Here is a 22,756-nt window from a genome sequence, read left to right on the forward strand (position 1 = left end):
TTATTTGATTTAAAGATCACAATTAAAAATTTGAAAAACATGAACCCGATAGACTAATTTTTTATTTAAAAATGAGAAATCGTGATCTTGATTAAAAATACAACAATGATAAATTCAGTAAGGGACTGAATAATTTTTCTTTTTGTTCAAAAAAAGGAACATTAGTTCCTATTTTCAATGATTTAAAAAATTAAGACCAATAACGCTAAAACTGCAAAGGATTTGCAATATGATTCAAAATGACATTCAACGTGCCCGCCGTATGCATATTGCGGATATTCCAACACGTAGTGCACAACGCTTTGGCAATAAAATCGCCCTTGTTGATCAAGCACAACAGATAAGTTTTAAAGAATTTCATCAGCGTGTCGAACAGATTGCAATGCATTTGCATCAGCAAGGTTTAGACAAAGGCGATAAAGTGATGATTTTTTCGCATAATTGTTGGCAATTTCCTGCAATATTATATGCGACAGCCAAACTCGGTGTGATCAGTGTGCCGATTAACTTTATGTTGAATGCAGCAGAAGTGAATTATTTATTGCAACATGCACAACCGAAAATGCTGGTAGTTGAAGATGATTTATGTACTGTGATGGAGCAGGCTTTAGCTAAAATTGATTTTACGCCACCACAGCAAGTGGTGATTGATTTGAATCAATCGAATGTTGCAGCACAATGGCAAAATTTTGATACGCTTTTACAGCATACAGAGATTGCGTTGCCTGAGGTGGAACTACATGCACATGAGCCGATTCGTATGATGTATACCAGTGGTACAGAGTCGCTGCCGAAAGGTGTGTTATTAAATAGTGAAGCTTTAATGGCGCAATATACCAGTTGTATGGTAGAAGGGCAGATGAGCTCAAATGATCGAGAAATTCATGCCTTTCCGATGTATCACTGTGCACAATTAGATGCTTTTTTAAATGTCGATTTGATTTTGGGAACAACCAGTTATATTTTCAGACGTTTTGATCCAGAAGCGGTATTGGATACCATTGCTAAAGAAAAAATTACCAAATTATTTTGTCCACCTACAGCTTGGATCGCTTTGCTCAACTCTGAAAAATTTAATCCAGCAGAATTGGGTTCATTGAGCAAAGCATATTATGGTGCATCTGCCATGCCTAAAGCCGTGATTGAGGAATTACTGCAAAAATTACCTCATATTCGATTTTGGCAATTTTATGGGCAAACTGAAATGGCACCTGTAGCGACTGTTCTACATCCTGAAGATCATTTTGAATATGCCAATTCAGTGGGTAGACCTGCATTTAATGTGGAAACTCAAATTATGGCGGAAGATGGTCAAATCTTGCCACAAGGTGAGGTGGGTGAAATCGTGCATCGCAGTGTGCATTTGACACAAGGCTATGATCAGAATGATGAAAAGAATGCCGAAAGTTTTAAATATGGTTGGTTCCATAGTGGCGATCTTGGTTATTTTAATGAGCACGGTTATCTTTTTGTGGTTGATCGTATTAAAGATATGGTTAAATCAGGCGGTGAAAATGTCTCAACACGTGAAGTAGAAGAAGTTATTTATCGTATGGATGCGGTAAAAGAAGTTGCTGTGTTTGGTACGCCACATCCACGTTGGATCGAAGCCGTTACAGCTGTTGTGATTTTACATCCTGAGCAGCCTTTGGATGAAAAAGCAATTATTGAATTTTGTGCGCAGCATTTATCTGCCTATAAAATGCCGAAAATGGTGCATTTTGCAGAAACTTTACCGAAAAATGCCAGTGGGAAAATTTTAAAACGAGAATTAAAACAGCACTATCAACAAAATGAAGCCAAAGTAAGTTAAAAGCATGTGTTAAATGAAAATCATCAACAGACCTATCCGCTATAGGTCTGTTGATTTAAATTAAAATCCATTAACTTTTTAATAAATCCTTAAGTTGATATAACTGCGCTAGTGCTTCACGTGGTGTTAAATTATCGACATCTAATACCGATAAGGCATCTAAGGCAGGTGAAGATTTTTCAACTTCTATCACAGTTTCAATCACTTCAGATGCATTTTCAATTTCGGTAAATAAATCATTTGCACAGTGTGATTAAGTTGTTGCTGCTGCTGTTTTTCCAAAATTTTCAAACGTTTTTGTGCATCTTTAATGACACTTTCAGGAATACCTGCAAGCTTGGCAACTTGTAAACCATGGCTTTGGCTGGCAGGACCTTTTTGTACTTTGTGCAATAAAATCAAATTGCCATTGAGTTCTTTAGCCGTCACATGATAATTATCAATGGCATTTTCTTTGGCAAGTTCAGTCAGCTCAAAATAATGTGTGGCAAATAAACATAAACATTTGATCCGTTTAGTTAAATCAAGCACACATGCCCAAGCTAAAGATAAACCATCGTAAGTGCTTGTACCACGACCAACTTCATCCATCAGCACCAAAGATTGATTAGTGGCATGGTGCAAAATTTGCGAAGTTTCGGTCATTTCTACCATAAAGGTTGATTTACCAGAAGATAAATCATCGGCTGAACCAATACGTGTGAAAATACGATCAATTGGTCCAAGCTGTGCTGATTTTGCAGGGACGAAACTGCCACAATAGGCAAGCAAACTGATCAAAGCGGTTTGGCGCATAAAGGTGGATTTACCGCCCATGTTTGGACCTGTGATAATCGCCATACGATGATTAAAATCAAGCTGGGTATCATTTGGGGTAAATGGTGTTTTACTTAAAGATTCCACCACAGGATGACGACCTGCAATGATATTTACCCCAACTTCAGGCAAATATTCAGGGCGATTCCAATTGTTTAATCGTGCTTGATGGGCAAAATTTGCCAATAAATCAATCTGTGCAATCGCACTGCTCATCATTTGTAAATTGCCAATATCTGCGCGTAATTCTTCAAGCAGCATCTCAAACAGCATTTTCTCACGGGCTAAGGCACGAGACTCACTGGATAAGACTTTGTCTTCAAAAGATTTGAGCTCAGGTGTGATATAGCGTTCTGCATTTTTTAAAGTTTGACGGCGAATATAATGTTCAGGCGCTTGCTCAGCTTGGGCACGAGTCAGTTCAATATAATAGCCACTGACACGGTTATAGCCGATTTTTAAGGTATTAATGCCTGTATTTTCACGTTCTTGGATTTCTAAATCAATGAGAAATTGACCCGCATGGTCTCGAATTTTGCGTAGCTCATCTAGTTCGCTATCAAAACCTTCTGCAATGACATTACCATCACGTAATAAAACAGGTGGATTTTCTACAATGGCAGCCATTAAACGAGCATGTAAGCCATTAAAATCACCAAGTTCTAGGTTTAATTCGTTGAGTAAAATACTGGCATTTTGCTGGGTTAAAATTGGTTGCAATGCATGTCTAAGGAATGGAATTTGTGCACATGCTTGACGCAATTGCACCAAATCACGTGGTCGAGCACTGCCTAGCGCAACACGACTTAGCACACGTTCAATGTCACTGATTTCTTTTAAGACCAAGCGAATAGGTGACTCATGATAACCTTTGAGTAAAATTTCAATTGCATCTAAACGTGCATCCAAAATTGCGCTATCACGCAGCGGTTGCATCAAGGTACGACTGAGTAAACGCCCACCCATCGCTGTTTCAGTATCATTAATCAGTGAAAACAAGGATGTACCATGCTCAAACAAGGGTTCAATAATTTCTAAATTACGCCGTGTCACAGGATCAAGTGCGATAAAATCACTGCTTTGCTCAAGTTTGATCGAACGAATATGTGGTAAAGCCGTTTTTTGGGTTTCTTTGGCATAGTGAATCAAGGATGCCGCCGCTGCTTTGGCTAAAGGTAAATGGTCAATACCAAAGCCTGATAACGTTGAAACTGCAAATTGATCACATAAGGTTTTTTGTGCATTGTTGATATTAAAATCAACATTTGGGCGTTTGGTAATTGGACAATCTATGAGCTTTTTAATTGATTCAATAATATGAGTATCAACCAAATCCTCATCAATCAAAATTTCACTTGGCATCAAACGAGCCAATTCTAGAGGTAAATTTTCAGGCTTATATTCTTGTTGTTGAACTTTGAAAATACCTGCACTTAAGTCGAGTAGTGCAATCCCCATTTGGTTTTGTTGGATACACAGTGCAAGTAGATTTGAGCTTTGATGTGCAGTTAATAGTGCATCGTCAGTCAGTGTACCTGGTGTGATGATACGGACAACCGCACGTTCTACAGGACCTTTACCTGTGACCTCCCCAACTTGTTCACAGATCACCACGGTTTCGCCTTTTTTGACTAAACGTGCGAGATAACCTTCGGCAGCATGATAGGGCACACCTGCCATGGGAATCGGTTCACCATTGGCTTTACCACGATGGGTCAGTGTGATGCCAAGCAGTTTGGTGGCTTTTTTTGCATCTTCAAAAAATAGTTCGTAGAAATCACCCATTCGATAGAACATCAGTGAATGGGGATGTTGTCTTTTAACGGTGAGATACTGCTGCATCATAGGTGTGAGAGTAGATAGGTCAGCCGTTAGTTCTACGCTATTCATGTTTATTAAAAACCTTAAAATTGAATAATAAATATGTTTAATATGCAAGTTTGGCTGTTAAACCATTTCAAACATTGTATGTTGATTTAAATACAGGCATAGCCTACATTTTGCACTTCACCTTGAATGGAAATGAGGGAAAGAGCCACCTGATTTATTTCGTGGTTCATCTTAACAAATTCAGGTCGAATCACAAAAATGATTTCTCATATACTTGTGGAAATAAGCACCGAAAAGGAAATGCATTATCTTTTGATGGTTATATGGATTTGCTCGCCATAAGGAATCAATAAAAATATTATGAGGTTAAGAACAAAATTATGAAAAATCATTTTAATTTTCAGATAGAAATGTGTGAAAAATATGCTTCAAAATTTGAACCTATTGAGTTTCATAGAATGATCGGAATCTAAAATTTTTCTATATATGCTATAATTTATTTTTATATTTTGTTTATTTTCATCCTTTGGATGCTACTCCTATGTCCCATTTGTCACAATATCTGGCACAAAATCAATTTTGTGTACTGATTGAATATTTGACATCGAGTCAGAAAATATTTTCAGTGCCAAACCAACTGGCAGGTTTTCCTGTCTGTATGACCTTGGCAGATCGCGTGCATTCAGATACAGATTTATCACCTTTAGATGCTGCCGCACTTTATCCAAAAGATATTGAAAAAGTTCTGCATTTTGCAGGAAAAGGGCGGGATATTGCAGATTTTGAACGTTTTTTATTAGATGCGAAAAATAGCAAGCAGCATAACTTATTGTTGCTTACAGGGGATAAATTAAAAAATCATCATTTTGGTGATGATCAACAGCCAAGAACACGTTATTTAGAATCTGTTAATGCGGTAATAGCAGCCAAGCAACATGGCAATTTTTATATTGGCGTGGCATTTAATCCTTTTAAATATGTTGAAGCGGAGCAGGATGCACAATATTTTAAATTGTGTAAAAAGTTAAAGGCAGGTGCAGATTTTATTATTACGCAATTAGGTTATGACATTGTCGCTTTACAACAAGTAAAAAACTTTTTAACTGAGCAAGCTGCAACACAAAAAATTTTAGCCTGCGTGATGCCTTTAACTTTGGCACGTGCCAATTTTATGCTGAAACATCAAGTGGCAGGTATTGTCATCACACCGCACATGTTACAAGTATTGCAAGACGAAAAAGCTGCTGGCTTAACTGAGCAAGTATATGCTCGTTGTGCTTTGCAAATTTTGCTTTGTAAGCATTTGGGTTTTGCAGGTGTACATTTATCTGCATGCCATCAAACAGAAGAACAAACACGTTTGCAACATTATATTGAAGAATATAAAGCGCTTGATTTTGCTGCATGTTTATCACTGTGGAATCATCTGTGGCAGGTACAAACAGGACAAGAGTTTTATCCAAAATTAGTACAGTATTCACGTCCTGTGAGTTCAAAGCAGATTTTAAAATATCAACATTTATCTTTTATGCATGATGCTTTTTTTGCATCGAAAATGGCAAAAAGTTTTGGGCATTTTATTTTTAAATCCAGTTTTTGGGATAAAACAACAACATCCCAAGCCTTATTAAAAAGTGAATTTGTGAGTAAGCATCGTATTGTGGGATGTGAAAGTTGCGGGCAATGCCGTCTGGGGAAAACCTTGTATATTTGCCCTGAAACTTGCCCCAAAGGTTTGGCAAATGGACCCTGTGGTGGTACGACTTTAGATCGTTGTGAGTTTGGCGATCGTGAATGTATTCATTCAGTGAAAGCACGTTTAGCTAAAGCAGTTCAACAAACTGAAATATTAAAAACAGAGTTGATTCCAACAGTACCTTTTGAAATACGGGGCAGTAGTTCATGGAAAAATTGGTTTAGAGATGAGGCAGATTGGGGGTAAGTAAATATTTGAATTGTGCTATTTTAATAATTGAAATATAACATAAAAATATAAAAACAACGTGTGTTAAAAAATAATCAGAAAGACTTAAAAATGATGCAAGGTATAAAGATATACCTAAAAAGTTATGGAAAATTACATTTAAAAGTGTAAATAATATTCAGTAATGGATCAAGTTATTCACAATGAAAGTTAAATTTTACATTATTTAAAAATCATTTATTTCATTGTTATTAATTGAAATAATTGGGATTTTAAAATAGAAATTTTGTTTCGAATATTAGCTTTTACATTGTGTTTTGCTTAAGGATAACGCAAAACGATGAATGGAAGTAATCGTTTCATAGGATGAAACTAGATGAGTAATCTAAATGTTCATAGGGAAGAGCAGAAAAATAAATCGGGTGCGTATGCATGGTATGTGGTTTTACTGTGTATGTTGGCATATATCTTTTCGTTTATTGATCGGCAAATTTTGGCGTTGATGATTGAGCCGATCAAAGCCGATTTAAATTTAACAGATACACAATTTAGTTTGTTGCACGGTTTGGCTTTTTCTTTGTTTTATGCCTTTATGGGTTTGCCTTTGGCATACTTGGCTGACCGTTTTTCACGTCCAAAAATTATTGCGGTGGGCATTATTTTCTGGAGTATTGCAACAGCACTTTGTGGTTTAAGTAAGAACTTTATTCAGCTTTTTTTAAGTCGTATGGGGGTTGGTGTCGGAGAAGCAGCTTTATCTCCTGCGGCATATTCAATGTTTAGTGATCTGTTTAGTAAGGATAAATTAGGACGAGCTGTTGCAGTTTATTCGATTGGTTCTTTTGTCGGTGGTGGTATCGCTTTCTTGGTCGGTGGCTATGTGATTGGTCTACTAAAAGATGTGAGCTTAATTCAAATTCCGCTGTTAGGTGCAATCAAGTCATGGCAAGCGGCATTCATTATTGTCGGTTTACCTGGTGTTTTTATTGGTCTATTGTTTATTTTAACTGTTCGTGATCCACAGCGCAAAGGGCAAAAAATCAATGCGAATGGTCAAGTAGAAAAAGTGACATTTCAAGCTTCGTTTAAGTTTTTGAAAAAGCATAAGACAACTTTTACGTGTCATTATTTAGGTTTTACTTTTTATGCTATGGCATTGTATTGCTTGATTAGTTGGGCACCTGCATTTTTTATGCGTAAATTTGCATTAACTCCAACAGAAACAGGCTATATGTTAGGTACGGTATTGTTGGTGGCAAACACCTTGGGTGTGTTTTGTGCAGGTTGGTTAAATGATTGGTTTATTCAAAAAGGGCGTAAAGATGCACCGATGATCACAGGTGTGATCGGGATCGTTGGTTTGGTTTTACCTTTGATTGCTTTTACACTAGTATCTCAATTATGGTTGGCAGTCACTATCTTAGCACCTGCAATGTTCTTTGCTTCTTTCCCGATGCCGATTTCAACTACTGCGATGCAAATGCTTGCACCGAACCAATTACGTGCACAAATTTCAGCAATTTTCTTGTTAATTAGTAACTTGGTTGCAGTAGGTATAGGTACAACTTTGGTGGCTTTGGTCACAGATAAAGTTTTTGAAAATCCTTTAATGGTGGGCACATCATTGTCAATCGTTGGTGGGATCGCCTGTGTTTTATCCTTTGTGTTATTAAAACGAGGTTGCAAGGCTTTTGCTGATAGTATGCAAAAGGAACATGCTCATTCTTAAATGTTTTAGTCGAATTTGTATGAAAATCATTTAATTGTGAAATGCTCATCTTCAATAGATGGGCTTTTGCACTTTAAAAAGAACGATGCCCCTAATGGAGTGCAGTGATGAGTCAATTACTTAATTTTAATCATTTGCATTATTTAGATGAATTTTTACTCTTTAATTCAGATGATTATCAAACGATTAAAGATCAAATTAGTCATTATTTATGCCCACATCAATTTGATGTGGATGCAATTTCGAGTTTAAATACTCGGCTAAATGGTTTTAGCTTTGGTCAATCTGCATTGTATGATTTGAAATATAGTGCACCTGTGGCAATTACCATTGATGAAACATCCGCAAATTATTTGTTTCGTATTACTTTAGAGGGGCAATGTAAAGTCGAGCATGCACAGCATGCAGTATTGCAATCAGTCGGGATTATGACAGTTACACATCCTAATAGTAAAAATCGTATTATCACCAATCAGCGTTGTCGCAATATTATTTTAAAACTGACACAACAAGATGTAGAAACGCAACTATTTAAAATGTTGGGCTATAGTAGTGCAGAGCCTGTGATTTTTGATAGTGGTATGTCGTGTACAGATGAGGGTTTAAGTTCAATTATCGAAACACTCAATTATTTATGTCATGCCTACTATAATATTCAAAATTGGAGTTTTATTTCAGCCAGTTTTACCCAGTATTTGATTGAACTTATTTTATTAAAAGTCCCCAATAATTATAGCCAGCAGCTCAATGAACAACGACAACGTGTGCTGCCTAGTTATATGAAAAAAGCACAGCAATATATTCAACAACATATCAAAGATAATGTTGCTTTAACAGATTTAAGTGTATTTTGTGGTGTTTCTGGACGAACTTTACAAAAAGGTTTTAACCAATATTTTCAGCAAACACCTGTTGAGTATATCCGTGATTTACGTTTGGAATGGTGCATCAGGCATTATTGAATAGCGTTAGAAATCAAACCGTCACCGATATTTTATTGCAACATGGTATTCAAAGTTTTGGGCATTTTTCCAATAGCTACAAAAAGCGTTATGGGTGCTTGCCTTCACAAACATTGAAAATGCATGCAGCCTAAATGCGATTTTAGTACACATTTTATTTTGTAAATGGATTCGTAAATGGAATAGTCGATTCGCATATGGGGAAGTATAAAGCGATGTAATTTTCTATGATCAACTGAGTTAATCAGGAGGATTCAACATGAAAATTACAGTATTAGGTGGCGGTCACGGTTGTTATGCAGCAGCATTTGAAATGGCAGAAAAAGGACATGATGTCGTTTTGTGGCGCCGTGATGCGAATGCTTTGAATGCGTTGGCAGCAACGGGTCAACTTTTGATTAAAGATTTTCAAGGTGAGCGAGCAATAAGTGTAGGTTTTGAAAATAGCCAAATCAATTTACAACATAATTTACAACTGGCAATAGAACACGCAGAACTGATTATTATTCCATTGCCTGCGACAACACATTTAAATTTAGCAGAACAGGCAGCAGCTTATTTTACAGATGGACAAGTGGTGTATTTACCACCTGGAACTTTTGGCAGTTTTGTATTTGCCAAAGCCATGAAACAGGCAGGAAATCATGCCAAAGTTGCTTTTGCTGAAACTGGCACATTGCCTTATTTGGTACGTAAGCATGGTGTGAATCAAATCGTTGTCAGTGGCTATGCAACACGCTTACCAACAGGTGTATTTCCAAGTTATTTATCTGAACATGCATTTAAGATTTTAAAACAAGCTTATCCGAGTGTAGAACCGATTGAAGATGGTTTAAGTGGTGCGCTAATGAATGCGGGTCCGATTATCCATCCACCATTAATTATGATGAATGCGGGACCTTTGGAACATTTTGAGGCATGGGATATTCATAATGAAGGAACGCAGCCTTCGATTCGCCGTGTGACCAATCAATTAGATGCAGAGCGTATGCGTGTACGTGAAGCCTTAGGTTATCTTGCACCACATTTTCCTTTGGCAGATCATTATAACAAAGCAGGTGAAGGCGATGAATGGATGTATGGTCGTGGAGCACATGGCAAACTGACTGATAGTGGGGATTGGCGAGAGGATATTGACCTTGAAACCCATCGCTATATGCTCGAAGATACTCGTTTGGGATTATCTTTGATTGTATCGGTTGGGCGTTGGGCAGGTGTGGCAACGCCTGTAGCAGAGGGTCTATTGAATATTGCTTCGGCTGTAACAGGGCGTGATTTGTATGCCGAAGGGCGAACTTTAGAAAATTTAGGCTTAGCGGATAAATCTAAACAAGAGCTGCAAACTGTGCTGCAACAAGGAGTGTAATATGTCTAAAATTCAGCATATTGCGGTACTTGGTGCAGGGAGAATGGGTAAGGCGATAGCAATTGCTTTTGCCTATGCAGGACTGCAAGTGAAATTGATCGATGCCAAAGTGCGTGCTGAGCAGGAATTTATAGCGTATCAACAACAGATTGAGCAGGATTTGCGACAAGAATTAATTTTGTTGAGTCAGATTAAATTTATACCCACTGAGCATATTGCAGCCATTCAAAACAATATCCAAGTGATTGCAAAATCTGCTGCTACGGAATTTCTCAAACAATGTGACTTGGTGATGGAGGGCGTTCCTGAGCAAGTACAGGCAAAGCAGGAGATTTTTGCATGGTTAGATCGCTATATTTCAGCAGAATGTATTGTGGCTTCTACAACATCGACCTTTTTAGTGACAGACATTGCTCAAATGTTGTCTCATCCAGAACGTGTGGTGAATGCACATTGGTTAAATCCAGCGTATTTAATTCCTTTGGTTGAGCTAAGTCGTTCCGAACAAACAGCAGATGAAACGGTTGAACGCCTTAAATCCTTTTTAGCACACATCGGTAAAGTCCCCGTGGTATGCAATGCCAAAGCGGGGTATATCGTGCCACGTATCCAAGCCTTAGCTATGAATGAAGCCGCACGTATGGTTGAAGAAGGTGTCGCATCGGCTGAGGATATTGATATTGCGATTCGGACAGGCTTTGGTTTACGTTTTTCTGTGTTGGGTTTGCTTGAATTTATTGATTGGGGTGGTGGTGATATTTTGTATTATGCCTCAAAATACCTACAACAAGAATTGGGTGAGCGTTATCAGACGCCGCAGATTATTACTGAAAATATGCAAAATCAGCGCAATGGCTTACGTGAAAAACAAGGCTTTTATAACTATGAACATGTAGACATAGCAGCCTATAAATTACAGGTTTTAAGTACTTTTGCAGAGCGCATTGACAAGGCAAATTTAAAACCAAAATTTAATTGCATGTAAATATTTTTAGATTATTCAGAAATGATCAATCATAAAAACGCAGCACGAGATCAAAGCGCTGCGTTTTTTATATCAAATGATTCATCATTTTTCAGAATTTTAAAAATTTAACTGACTTTATTGTTATAGATTGAATTTAAAATACCAAATTCACCAACCAAATAATCTCGCCATTGTTGCTCCAAAAGCGAGGTCTCATCATTTCTTGGATTAAAATCACGACTCAGAAACTCAGGAGAACTGCGCAGTACAGGTTGAATAAATTCCCAAACCAATTGAATGCCTTCCAGTGTTAATGGAAGATTTTTAAAACAATCATCTTTATACGCCACAATGAGCCATGCAATAAAACCTGCAGGTAAAATCAATAAATGTACTGCTGAGAAACTGATGAGCCGTTGGATCAGACCATGTGCATTGGTCTGTTGATATAAATCAAAACTGACATTTTTATGCTCAAGCTCTTCAAGTGCATGCCATTGCCAAATATTCATTGTTTCTTGATCACTCAGAGTTTTAAGCTTTTCATAGGTGAGCCATTGAATCGCAAGTTTGGCAGTGATGTGTTCCATCGCCACCGTACAACCAAGCTGTTGTGTTTTAGACAGTTTTCGTAACAGACCTAAAGAAAAATTAACTAAGCGGGTCGGAGTATCAACATCAAAACCCAAAGTTTTCAGTGTTTGATTAAAGCGATCATGTTCACGTCCATGCATGGCTTCCTGACCGATAAAACCTCGGATTTGCTGTTTAAGTTGTTCATCATGGGTTTGGTCACGTAAATTTCTCAGTGAGTCAACAAAAAAGCGTTCACCTGTCGGAAATACACCTGATAGAACAACAAAAAACGCCGTTGCAATTGGATTGTCAAAAGCAAAATATTTGGGTGTAGTTTTGGGAAATTTGAACTCAATATGACGCACTTGAATTTGATTTTCCGTATGTAGAGTATGCATTGACTTCATTTTTATATCCTCGATCCAATCAGGATGTGGCACTTTATATAAAGAGGTGCTTGTTATTTGTACAGCCTTGTGATTAAGTATAATCCGATATAAATGTCGGATAAAAATCGGAAAAATATGGTACGTATTCCAAAACAAAAAAGATCAATAAATACAGTAAATTCCATTATAGAAGCGGCATTTATTTGCGTGGGAACACATGGCATACATGACACGACGATTCAAAAAATATCGGAAATTTCAGGTGTCAGTATGGGTTCAATTTATGAATATTTTGAAAATAAACATGATATTTTTGCCATGATGCGTACGCATTTTATGCGAGATGTCATGCAGATTATGCAACCTGCTTTGCATGGAATGGAGGATAAGTCGATCCGAGAGTTGGTTAGCCATATTGTGTATAGCGTAAAAGACTTTCTCGAGCTGAGAAATGGGGTCTATATGCGTTGGTTTAAAGAAACAGTAGATGTCGATGGTTCATTACAATCACAACAAGAGTTGGATAAAGTTCGGGTATTTTTGACACAAATTATTTTAAATTATGCCGTTAGTCGACCTGAAATCATTAGTGCTTTAGGTAAAAACTTAAATGTGATGATTTATATTTTTATTAATTCGGGAATTTTCACTATTGGGCGTTATTTGACTGAACAAAATAGCCAAAGTTTTGTTTTTGATGAGTTGGTTGATGGTTTATGCGACTTGATTGAGGGCTATTTACAATTTCAGATTTTGCAACAAAAAGAATGATGGAGAACCCAATATATATTCTGATTTATTGTGCAATCAAGATTTTAACATGGCTGCTTTGCGTGACAGCCATGAGATTTGTGTCGGTAATTCGTATTTTGAATGCTTAGCTAGACGGCAACAGGTCAAACATTTTCTTTAATTGTGCATTGAACTGTTTCAGCTCATCATCATCAAAAGCATTTAAAATGCCTGACAATGTTACTTGGCTGATTTGATTAATCTTTTCAACCAAGCTTAAGCCTTTATCTGTCAGTTTAACCATCGAAATACGTTCATCTTGTTCTGAAGAAAATACTTCAACAATACCATCTTCAACAAGACGATAAACTGCTTTGGTTGCAGTGGTTAATTTTAATGTTGATAAGTTTGCAACTTCGGTAATGCTGGCTTGCCCAAGTGCATGTGTGCTTAGAATGATTTTACGGCGAGTATTATCAATGCCTAGTTTTTTAATCGATTTTTCAATGAGTTGAATGTATTTCCCGTTGACTTGTGATACCCAAAAAAATGGATAATTTTGTAAGCTATTGGGTTCATTGTTAGGAAGAAATTGTTCTAAATTTTTAAGCATGGCTAAGCTGTGACTTAGTAAAAAAATAATATATGCAATTATACAAAGATTTGAAAAAAAAACCTGAGTTTTAGTGAGAAATAATACTTGACAATTACATTACTTTTTCTATTATTGTAGTTATATATAAAAATACATGGAAAAGTGAATGAATATTGTTGCAAAGGAAATGCAATTAGGATCTGGAAAATTTACCGTGATGGTAAAAGATTCTATCGATATTAAAGGTTTTCAGACACTTGCAGGTAGTCGTGCCTTAGAAAAAAGTGAGCCTGCACAGGATAATGCCGCAGTGGTTGATTTATTGTTAGCGAACGGTTGTCAGATCATTGCAAAAACCAATTTACATGAGTTGGCTTTTGGTATTACAGGCATTAATCATGTTTTTGGTACACCCATTAATCCTAAATATCCTGATTTCATTCCAGGTGGATCATCAAGTGGTTCAGCAGCAGCAGTGGCAGCAAAGCTTGCTGACTTTACTTTAGGCACGGATACAGGTGGTTCGATCCGTATGCCTGCGGCATGTTGTGGTGTTTATGGTTTAAAACCAACGTTTGGTCGTGTCAGTCGTCAAGGTGTACATCCTGCGCAAAGTTCTTTGGATTGTGTTGGTCCTTTTGCAAATTCAGTTGAGATGATTGAAAGCGCTATGCAGATCATTGATCCAACATTTCAAACAGTCGAAACATTGGATTATTTACCAAAAATTGCTTATTTAAATGTTGATGCTAATCGTGAAATTCATGAAAGTATTGAGAATTTTTTACAAAAATCGAATCTGTCGGTCACACATGTCGATGTGCCATCTTTTCAAGCTGCTTTTCATGCAGGGATGCAAATAATTAATTATGAAAATTGGCAGGCTTATGCTGATTTTACTAAAACAGGGTTGGTTGGTGCAGATGTGCAAGGGCGCTTGTTGAAAGCTGCAGAAACTACATTGGAACAAGTACAACAGGCAGAGCAAGTCAAAGCGCAATTTACTCAAGAAATCGATGCTTTGCTTGAGCAGTATGATGTTTTAGTTTTACCGACTTTACCGCAGTTTCCACCCAAAGTCGCTGATGCTGAAAATACTGTCGCATTTTTAAATTTAACTGCTTTGGTGCGTCCATTTAATTTGTCAGGGCATCCAGCAATTTCAGTGCCATTAGAAACAGCGCAAGCTTTGCCTGTGGGTTTGCAAATCGTGGCGAAACATCATGCAGATGCACGGTTGTGTGCAATTACAAAATTTGTCGTGAAGGCAGCGCAATAGCTTACAAGGAGTAAGGGAATGAATGATTTATCGAAAGGATTTAATGCTGATTTTGCAGCAACATCTATTGATTTAGAACAGCTTTGTCAGGAAATTCGCCAACGTGCTGTCACAGGTGAGTTTGACCAACAAGCTTATGTAAGCCAAGACATTATCGACAAATTAAAACAATTGGGTGTGTATCGAGCATTGGTACCCAAACGCTTTGGTGGTTTGGAAGTTTCTCCACATGCATTTTGTGAATTGATTGAACGATTATCTATGGCGGATGGTTCTGTGGGCTGGGTGGCAAGCTTTGGCATGAGCCCTGCATATTTGGGAAGTTTGCCTGAAGATACCTTAAAAATTTTATACCAAGATTCTCCTGATATTGTTTTTGCTGCAGGCATTTTCCCCCCACAACCTGCGGAAGTCACAGATGAAGGTGTTGTGGTCAAAGGACGTTGGAAGTTTTCGAGTGGGTGTATGGGCGCAGATATTTTGGGGGTTGGTATTGCACCTCGTAAAGACAATGAAGCGCAAGGTTTACCACGTTTGGCGATCATGCCTGCGCATCAAGCCAAGATTGAAATGACATGGGACACTGTGGGACTAAAAGGTACTGGTAGTCATGATTTGCTGGTTGATGATGTACTTGTTGCTAAAGAATGGACGTTTGTCCGTGGTGAACCCTCTAAATTGCCTGAGCCATTTTTTAAATATCCGTCTTTGTCTTTGGCAACTCAAGTGTTGACTGTGGTGGGGATTGGTGTGGCAGCAGCAGCATTGCAAGAATTTAAATTGCTTGCACCAGGCAAAGCCTCAATTACAGGTGGTTCAGAAATTGCCAATCGTCCTGTAACTCAATATGAGTTTGCTCAAGCAGAAGCTGAGTTTAAAGCAGCACGTACATGGTTTTATGAAACGATGGATGTGGTTTGGCGTGAAGTGCTTGCAGGAAATAAGCCGACAGATGAGCAAGTCAGTGATATGCGTTTGTCTTGTACCCATGCTGCCCGTGTTTCTGCACAAGTTGCTCGCAAAATGCAAATGTTGGCAGGTATGACCGCGATTTATACCCATAATGTATTTAGTCGTTTCGTCAATGATACCAATGTGGTGACACAGCATGCTTTTATGGGCGATGCCACCTTGCAAAATGCAGCCTCTATTAGTTTTGGTCTTAAACCAACACCAGGTTATTTATAAAGAGAATGAAAAGATGAATGCACAAATGGATTTGACAGCCATCTTAGAACGCTTAGCCAAGCTTGAAGCTGAAACGGCGATTCGCAATTGTATCAACCGTTATATGGAAATCTGTGATGCTTTGGATGCACACACGGATTTGAATGAATTGATGAGTTTATTTGCTGCTGATTGTATTTGGGAAGGGATTGGCGAGAAATATGCAAAATCATTTGGGCGCTATGACTCGTGGCAAGCGGTATATGACATGTTTAAAAGTTATACCCAGCAACAATCGCATTTTGTTATGAATGCGCATTTTGTGAGTTCAGAGCAAATTTATGTGCAAGCGCAACAGGCGAATGCATCTTGGCTGATGTTACAAAGTTCGACTTTTCGAGATGGTCGTAGTCATTTAAATGCAGCCAAGCTCACAGTGCGTTTTCAGCAACAAACAGATGGCACATGGAAAATTCAGCATTTCCAAACAGAAAATATTTTTAGTCGCCCTATATCACATTGGAACAGTACTGCCGAATTGCCTGTACCGAACCAGAACTAAACCAAGGAAAATTTAAAAAGGATCATTTTTATGAATAGTTTAATTCCAATGCAAGACATTGATCGTGATTACAATGAATTAGTACAAAGCGATCGTGCGCATACTTCGCTGTATAAAGACCCTGCTATTTTTGAAGATGAAATGGAAAAAATCTTCTACAAAACATGGGTATGGGTAGCACATGCCAGTGAAATTCCAGATGTGGGCAGTTATAAAACCATGAACATTGGCAAACAGCCTGTTGTTGCAGTACGTGACCGTAAAAAGAAAGTCCACGTACTATTAAACCGTTGCCGCCATCGCGCTGCAACGGTGTGTGAACATAAAAAGGGTAAAACCAACAGCTTCGTTTGTCCGTATCACGGTTGGAGCTATGCACTTGATGGTAGTTTACGTGGTGTGCCATCACCTGAAAGTTATGGTGAATGTCTGGATAAATCAGAATTGCCGATGATTAGCCTACGTGTTGAAGAATATAACGGCATGATTTTCGCTTCATTTAACCATGAGATTGAACCGCTTGAAGACTTCTTGGGTGCTGCGAAAAAGTGGATTGATTTATTCATGAAACAAGGTGCGGGTTATCCAGTTAAAGTCTTAGGTGAACACCGTTTTACTTTCCCTGGTAACTGGAAAATTCAGTTAGAAAATACTACGGATGCGTATCATTTCCCATTGGTGCATAAATCATTCTTAAGTTCAGTCGATGAAAAAACTGAAGAATTATTTAACTTTGAAAATCAACCGGGCTTTGTTGAAGACTTGGGCAATGGTCATAGTGTCATGGTGATGATTCCTGAATTGGTTGATCTTGATGAAGAACTGATGGAGCGTCCAATTCAAGAACGTTTTGAAAATTTGGCACAAGCCTTACGTGATGAAGGTCATGCCGAACTTGAAGTGCGCCGTATTGTTCGGGCTGTTGGTGGTTCAGGTTTTAACCTCAATATTTTCCCAAATATTGCATGTTCTATGGCGTTCTTCCGTGTGATGCAACCGATTTCAGTGGAAAAAACTGAAATTCACCATTCTGTGATTACCATGGATGGTGGTCCGCAAATTGCCAATCAATATCGCTTACGTTTACATGAGCATTTCCAAGGTCCGTTTGGTTTTGGTACACCTGATGATGCTGAAGCATGGGAACGTGTACAAAAAGGTGCAAGTGCGGGTGATGATTTATGGATCATGCTGAATCGTGGTTTGCCGGGTGAAGTAAAAACTGAAGATGGTTTAAAAAGTGATGTCAGTGCAGAAACAGGGATGCGTGCTGCTTATCAGCAGTGGAAAAAGTTGATGACGGTTTAAGGAGAATGCCATGAAAATTGATTTAAATTTATTGAATGAAGTCACTGCTTTTGTATGGGCAGAAGCAGATATGCTTGACCATTTTGAACATGAAGCTTGGTTAAATCTGTGGAATGAGCAGGGTGTTTATATCATCCCGATTGATCCAACATTGACGGATTATGAAAACAATCTGAATTATGCGTATGACAATCATCACATGCGTCAGCTTCGGGTGAATCGTTTGAAAAATGGGGAAGCCATTTCAACATCACCGAAAGCCAATACGGTACGTAGTGTGTCACGTATTCGTGTGATTAAAGATGAAGATGGTGAAATTATCTTGCGCTGCGCACAAAACCTACGTGAATTTCGTAAGGAAAATTTAAAAAATTATACGGCTGATGTAACTTTCCATTTGGTACGTGATGCAGCACAAGGTTTTAAAATTAATCGTAAAATTATTAACTTAGTCAACTCTACTGATACTTTGGCAGGGATCAGCTACATTCTCTAGGAGAACACAATGAAACAGGTTGTTTTAGTGACAGGTGCTGCCTCAGGTTTGGGAAATGTCATTGCAGAATATTTTGCAGCGCAAGGTCATCAAGTGATTTTATCGGCAAGTACGCTAGAAAAGGCGGAAAATGCCAAAGCACGTAGTCCGCATGCAGAGCAGATGTTTCCACTTAAACTGGATATTTCAGTTGAGGCAGACTTCCATACAGCAGTGCAGTGGATTGAGGATAAATTCTCAAAGCTTGATGTGCTCATTAACAATGCCACAGTCACTAAAGCCACACCTGTTTTAGAGATTACTGCCGCAGATTTTGATTGGATTACACAGGTGAATCAGCGTGGTACTTTTCAAGCGTGTCAAATCATTGGTAAATACATGGCTGAAAAAGGCTATGGGCGCATCATTAATATGGCGTCACTTGCGGGACAAAATGGTGGTACAGCAACAGGTGCACACTATGCTGCAACCAAAGGTGCGATTGTGACCTTAACCAAAATTTTTGCCAAAGAATTTGCTGCTAAAGGGGTTACTGTAAATGCAGTTGCTCCAGGTCCGATGGAATCACCGATAGTACATAGCGTTGTTTCTGATGAAAAAATGGCACAGTTTATTCAAAATATTCCAGTAAAAGCTTTGGGGAGTATGGAGTTTATTGCGGAAACTTGTGGATTATTGGCAAGTCAAATGCAGCATTTGTTACAGGTGCAACATGGGACATTAATGGCGGATTATTTATGCGTTAAGCCATGAGCTTAACCTGTAAGAGGGAGAAAAATCATGACAACACTTTATCATGTTGTGGTTAAAAATCGCCATGTCGAAGGTGAAAATGTCGCAGTGATGGAGTTTGAATCTGCAACATCGACAGCATTACCTCAAATTGAAGCAGGTGCGCATATTGATGTGCATTTGCCCAATGGTATGGTGCGCCAGTATTCATTGTGCCAGAACCCAAGTCAGCAGGGGGTTTTCCGTTTGGGTATTTTACGTGATCCTGAGTCACGTGGTGGTTCAGTTTCCGCATTTGATGACTTAAAAAATGGCATGCAAATTCAGGTCAGCGAGCCGAAAAATTTATTTCCATTGGTCAAAGCCAAACATTCAGTGTTGATTGGTGGCGGCATCGGTATTACGCCATTGATTACGATGGCGTATCAGTTGGCACAAGAGGGAGCATCGTTTGAGTTGCATTATTGCGGTGCGAGTCCTGAACGTTGTGCATTTGTCGATGAGATTAAAAATGGTGAATTAGCTACATTTACCACCTTTCATTTTAAGTCTGAAGGTGCAAGTCATCGCAAGTTTTTTGAATCTGCGATTCAAGATATTGATGCAGAAAGCCATATTTATACTTGTGGTCCAAATGGATTTATGGACTGGGTGATTAATTTAGCGACAACGCAACATTTTCCAGACAGCCAAATTCATAAAGAATATTTCCAAGTAGATGTGGAAACAGGTGGTGATGCCTTTGAAGTAGTGGCACAGCAAAGCGGTAAAATTATTTTGGTAGATGCAGAAGAAACGATTTTACAGGCACTTGCACGAGAAGGCATTGAGATTGAAATGTCTTGTGAGCAAGGGGTGTGTGGGACATGTATGTGCGATGTGATCGAGGGTGAGCCTGATCATCGAGATGTGTATTTTACTGATGAAGAAAAAGCCAGTAATGAACAGATTTTAGTGTGCTGTTCAAGATCTAAATCAGCACGCTTGGTACTCGATATTTAAGTCTTTGCTATTTAAAGAATTGATTTTTGAATATTGAATACATAGGAATAGGACAAAGATTCAGGAGAGAATAATGAATACATTACATGCCATGGACAGCGCAAAAATAGATCCAATGAAATTTCGTCGCGCTTTAGGTAACTTTGCCACAGGTGTCACCATTATGACTGCGCAAAATGCAGCAGGTGAAAAGGTTGGGGTAACAGCAAATAGTTTTAATTCGGTATCGCTTGATCCTGCATTGATTTTGTGGAGTATTGATAAAAATTCATCGAGTTTTCATGTGTTTGAACAAGCAACACATTTTGCGGTGAATATTTTATCAGGTTCACAAATTGAACTTTCAAATAAGTTTTCACGCCGTAATATCGACAAATATGAGGGAACGAGCTATCGCACAGGGGCAGGTCAAGCCCCGATTCTCGAACATTGTTCAGCAGTTTTTGAATGCGAACGTCATCAAATTATTGAAGGTGGTGATCATTGGATTATCATTGGAAAAGTAGTGGATTTTCATGATGAGGGACGTAGTCCATTGGTATATCACCAAGGTGCATATTCTGGGGTAACACCACATCCATTGTTGCAAGTGAAAGATGCAGTGGACGTTGCTGATGTGGGAGCAATGCATCATGGACATTTACATAGCAATGTTTGTTATTTGATGAGTCGTGCATTTAAATTTTATCAAAATGACTATATTCCAAAGCAGTTGGTGACAGGTTTTAGAACCAGTGAAGCACGTTTATTGTTAGTCTTAGGCAGTGCTACTGCATCAAGTAAAGCAGATCTGCCACGTGATATTGCGATGCCGATGCGGGAAGTAGAACAGTCAGCTGCAATATTAGCAAAAGATGGTTTATTGATTGAAAATGAAGGTTTTTATCATTTGACTGAAAAAGGTAAAAAAACTGCACATTATTTATTTGATATTGCAGATAGCCATCAAAATGAAGTGTTAGAAAAATATTCGGATAATGAAAAGGATATTTTTATTAAAATTTTAAAGGATATCGCAGGAATTGTTTAAGCTAAAAGTGAATTGATGATAGAGCGCAGAAATAGCTAAGTCAGAGCCTTGGCGTTAAAAACAGAAAGCTTTTATTACTGTGAGCTAAGCTTTAAGATAAATATGAATGTTGATCTTGTTCGTTTTAGAATATGTAAAATTTATCACTCAAATGTGTGATATATTTTTTAAAATTAACAAGAAAATTACATGTATTTATGTTATAAAAAATGAAGTCGAGAGACTTGTGATAATGAAAAATGGAGTTAACGATATGGAAATTAAAAAAATATTACTGCTTTCAGCATTGACGACTGTTGCAGTAAGTAGCCACGCAGAAATTCGCATAGGTGTGGTCAGTTCATCTACTGGACCTGTTGCTATGGTGGGAATTCCCCAACGCAATACGATTGCTTTATTGCCTAAAATGATTGCTGGCGAGAAAGTTACTTATATTTCTTTAGATGATGCGAGTGATCCAACAGCTAGCGTAAAAGCGGTCAATAAACTGATCAATGAAAGTAATGTTGATGCCATTATTGGTCCATCAGGTTCACCGAATGCCAATGCTGTGATTGGTACAATTGCCAAAGCACAAGTGCCTTTGCTTGCCCCTGTAGGAACATCTACAGTAGTTTTACCGATGAATGAGCAACGTAAATGGGTTTTTAAAACCACGCAAAATGATGAGTTAATTGCAGAAGCGTTGGTTGAAGACATGGTAAAACGTAAGATTAAAACTTTAGGTTTTATCGGTACGGCAGACCCTTATGGTGAAAACTGGAGTAAAGTCGTTAGCGCGTTGGCTGCGAAAAAGGGCATTAAAGTGACTCAAAAAGAGTCTTTCCAACGTCAAGATACGTCATTAACAGGGCAAGCACTGAAGTTAATTGCAGGTAAACCACAAGCAATTTTGATTGCAGCACCTGGTAGTGCTGCAGTTACACCGCAAGTGGCATTATATGATCGTGGTTATCGTGGACAGGTTTATCAAACGCATGGCGCAGCATTGGATCAGTTCTTAAAGCTTGGTGGTAAAAAAGTTGAAAATACCATTTTGGCTGCAAGTTTGATGTTGGTGATCAATGAAGTTGCCAATACGCATCCATCCAAAGCTGTTGCTTTGCAATATATGAATAACTATAAAAAAGCCTATGGCAGCTATCCTGCGACTTTTGGAGCGAATGTTTATGATGCAGGATTATTACTTGAGAAAGCGATTCCAATCGCATTAAAACAGTCGAAACCAGGCAATGTAAAATTCCGTCAAGCCTTACGCAGTGCGTTGGAGCAGACCAAAGAGTTAGCAGCAACACAAGGTGTTTACAACATGACACCGATGGATCATAGCGGCTTTGATAAACGTGGTCGTGTCATGATTACAGTCAAAAATGGACAATGGACATTGTTGAAATAATTCATCTTTCTTAATTTTTAATCTGCTATTTAAATATTAGGGTGTCAACGCTCTGAGTGGAGTGTTGCCTCTAAAATGGCAAGGA

General features: G+C 38.2%; 16 protein-coding genes and 3 pseudogenes. 16 read left to right on the forward strand and 3 right to left on the reverse strand.

Annotated features, from left to right (window positions below; all coding sequences use genetic code 11):
• The first annotated feature begins 229 nt into the window (after nt 1-229).
• On the forward strand, nt 230-1,813 hold the full coding sequence (locus AVJ19_RS04840) for a fatty acyl-CoA synthetase (RefSeq protein WP_111858655.1): 1,584 nt from the start codon (nt 230-232) through the stop codon (nt 1,811-1,813).
• Nucleotides 1,814-1,883: 70 nt separating this feature from the next.
• On the opposite strand, the pseudogene mutS reads toward AVJ19_RS04840, so the two are convergent.
• Nucleotides 1,884-4,519, reverse strand: a pseudogene (mutS, locus tag AVJ19_RS04845) (DNA mismatch repair protein MutS).
• A 481-nt stretch (nt 4,520-5,000) separates the two neighbouring features.
• Here mutS and AVJ19_RS04850 point away from each other — a divergent pair.
• The 5 genes and pseudogenes from AVJ19_RS04850 to AVJ19_RS04870 all read left to right on the forward strand — a co-directional run bounded on the left by AVJ19_RS04850 (nt 5,001) and on the right by AVJ19_RS04870 (nt 11,425).
• Nucleotides 5,001-6,401: a methylenetetrahydrofolate reductase C-terminal domain-containing protein gene (locus AVJ19_RS04850; protein WP_111858656.1), complete on the forward strand. Its 1,401-nt coding sequence runs from the start codon at nt 5,001-5,003 to the stop codon at nt 6,399-6,401.
• Nucleotides 6,402-6,759: 358 nt separating this feature from the next.
• Nucleotides 6,760-8,112 carry a spinster family MFS transporter gene (locus AVJ19_RS04855; RefSeq protein WP_111858657.1) on the forward strand — a complete coding sequence of 451 codons (1,353 nt, stop codon included), beginning with the start codon at nt 6,760-6,762 and terminating at the stop codon, nt 8,110-8,112.
• Between the two features lie 107 nt (nt 8,113-8,219).
• A pseudogene (locus AVJ19_RS04860) lies at nt 8,220-9,208 on the forward strand (AraC family transcriptional regulator).
• A gap of 125 nt (nt 9,209-9,333) precedes the next feature.
• Nucleotides 9,334-10,440, forward strand: a complete 1,107-nt coding sequence (locus tag AVJ19_RS04865) for an NAD/NADP-dependent octopine/nopaline dehydrogenase family protein (RefSeq protein ID WP_111858658.1) — start codon at nt 9,334-9,336, stop codon at nt 10,438-10,440.
• A 1-nt stretch (nt 10,441) separates the two neighbouring features.
• Entirely contained in the window at nt 10,442-11,425 is a 984-nt protein-coding gene (locus AVJ19_RS04870) for a 3-hydroxybutyryl-CoA dehydrogenase (RefSeq protein ID WP_111858659.1), read from the forward strand.
• 107 nt (nt 11,426-11,532) lie between these two features.
• On the opposite strand, the gene AVJ19_RS04875 is transcribed toward AVJ19_RS04870, so the two are convergent.
• Nucleotides 11,533-12,390 (reverse strand): metal-dependent hydrolase, encoded by an 858-nt coding sequence (locus AVJ19_RS04875; RefSeq protein WP_111858660.1) that lies wholly within the window; start codon nt 12,388-12,390, stop codon nt 11,533-11,535.
• Nucleotides 12,391-12,483: 93 nt separating this feature from the next.
• Here AVJ19_RS04875 and AVJ19_RS04880 point away from each other — a divergent pair, with 93 nt between their 5' ends.
• Nucleotides 12,484-13,143 carry a TetR/AcrR family transcriptional regulator gene (locus AVJ19_RS04880; protein ID WP_111858661.1) on the forward strand — a complete coding sequence of 220 codons (660 nt, stop codon included), beginning with the start codon at nt 12,484-12,486 and terminating at the stop codon, nt 13,141-13,143.
• A gap of 106 nt (nt 13,144-13,249) precedes the next feature.
• Here the strand turns inward: AVJ19_RS04880 and AVJ19_RS04885 are convergent, their stop codons facing one another.
• Nucleotides 13,250-13,717, reverse strand: coding sequence for a MarR family winged helix-turn-helix transcriptional regulator (locus AVJ19_RS04885; protein ID WP_111858662.1), 468 nt, complete (start codon nt 13,715-13,717; stop codon nt 13,250-13,252).
• A 148-nt stretch (nt 13,718-13,865) separates the two neighbouring features.
• On the opposite strand from AVJ19_RS04885, the gene AVJ19_RS04890 reads away from it, so the two are divergent.
• The 9 genes and pseudogenes from AVJ19_RS04890 to AVJ19_RS04930 all read left to right on the forward strand — a co-directional run bounded on the left by AVJ19_RS04890 (nt 13,866) and on the right by AVJ19_RS04930 (nt 22,671).
• Nucleotides 13,866-14,978, forward strand: coding sequence for an amidase (locus AVJ19_RS04890; protein WP_111858663.1), 1,113 nt, complete (start codon nt 13,866-13,868; stop codon nt 14,976-14,978).
• Between the two features lie 18 nt (nt 14,979-14,996).
• A complete protein-coding gene (locus AVJ19_RS04895; RefSeq protein WP_111858664.1) occupies nt 14,997-16,166 on the forward strand; it encodes an acyl-CoA dehydrogenase family protein in 1,170 nt (389 codons plus the stop codon).
• A 13-nt stretch (nt 16,167-16,179) separates the two neighbouring features.
• Nucleotides 16,180-16,707 (forward strand): nuclear transport factor 2 family protein, encoded by a 528-nt coding sequence (locus tag AVJ19_RS04900; RefSeq protein WP_111858665.1) that lies wholly within the window; start codon nt 16,180-16,182, stop codon nt 16,705-16,707.
• A gap of 30 nt (nt 16,708-16,737) precedes the next feature.
• On the forward strand, nt 16,738-18,015 hold the full coding sequence (locus tag AVJ19_RS04905; protein WP_111858666.1) for an aromatic ring-hydroxylating oxygenase subunit alpha: 1,278 nt from the start codon (nt 16,738-16,740) through the stop codon (nt 18,013-18,015).
• Nucleotides 18,016-18,025: 10 nt separating this feature from the next.
• Complete coding sequence (locus AVJ19_RS04910) at nt 18,026-18,511, forward strand: aromatic-ring-hydroxylating dioxygenase subunit beta (protein ID WP_111858667.1); 486 nt, start codon at nt 18,026-18,028, stop codon at nt 18,509-18,511.
• Nucleotides 18,512-18,520: 9 nt separating this feature from the next.
• Nucleotides 18,521-19,257 (forward strand): annotated as a pseudogene (locus tag AVJ19_RS04915) (SDR family NAD(P)-dependent oxidoreductase).
• A gap of 34 nt (nt 19,258-19,291) precedes the next feature.
• Nucleotides 19,292-20,245 carry a PDR/VanB family oxidoreductase gene (locus AVJ19_RS04920; RefSeq protein ID WP_111858668.1) on the forward strand — a complete coding sequence of 318 codons (954 nt, stop codon included), beginning with the start codon at nt 19,292-19,294 and terminating at the stop codon, nt 20,243-20,245.
• Between the two features lie 73 nt (nt 20,246-20,318).
• Entirely contained in the window at nt 20,319-21,275 is a 957-nt protein-coding gene (locus AVJ19_RS04925; protein WP_111858669.1) for a p-hydroxyphenylacetate 3-hydroxylase reductase component, read from the forward strand.
• 253 nt (nt 21,276-21,528) lie between these two features.
• Nucleotides 21,529-22,671, forward strand: a complete 1,143-nt coding sequence (locus AVJ19_RS04930) for an ABC transporter substrate-binding protein (RefSeq protein ID WP_111858670.1) — start codon at nt 21,529-21,531, stop codon at nt 22,669-22,671.
• Nucleotides 22,672-22,756 lie beyond the last annotated feature (85 nt).

The organism is Acinetobacter sp. CFCC 10889 (assembly GCF_003268395.1).
GTDB lineage: Bacteria > Pseudomonadota > Gammaproteobacteria > Pseudomonadales > Moraxellaceae > Acinetobacter.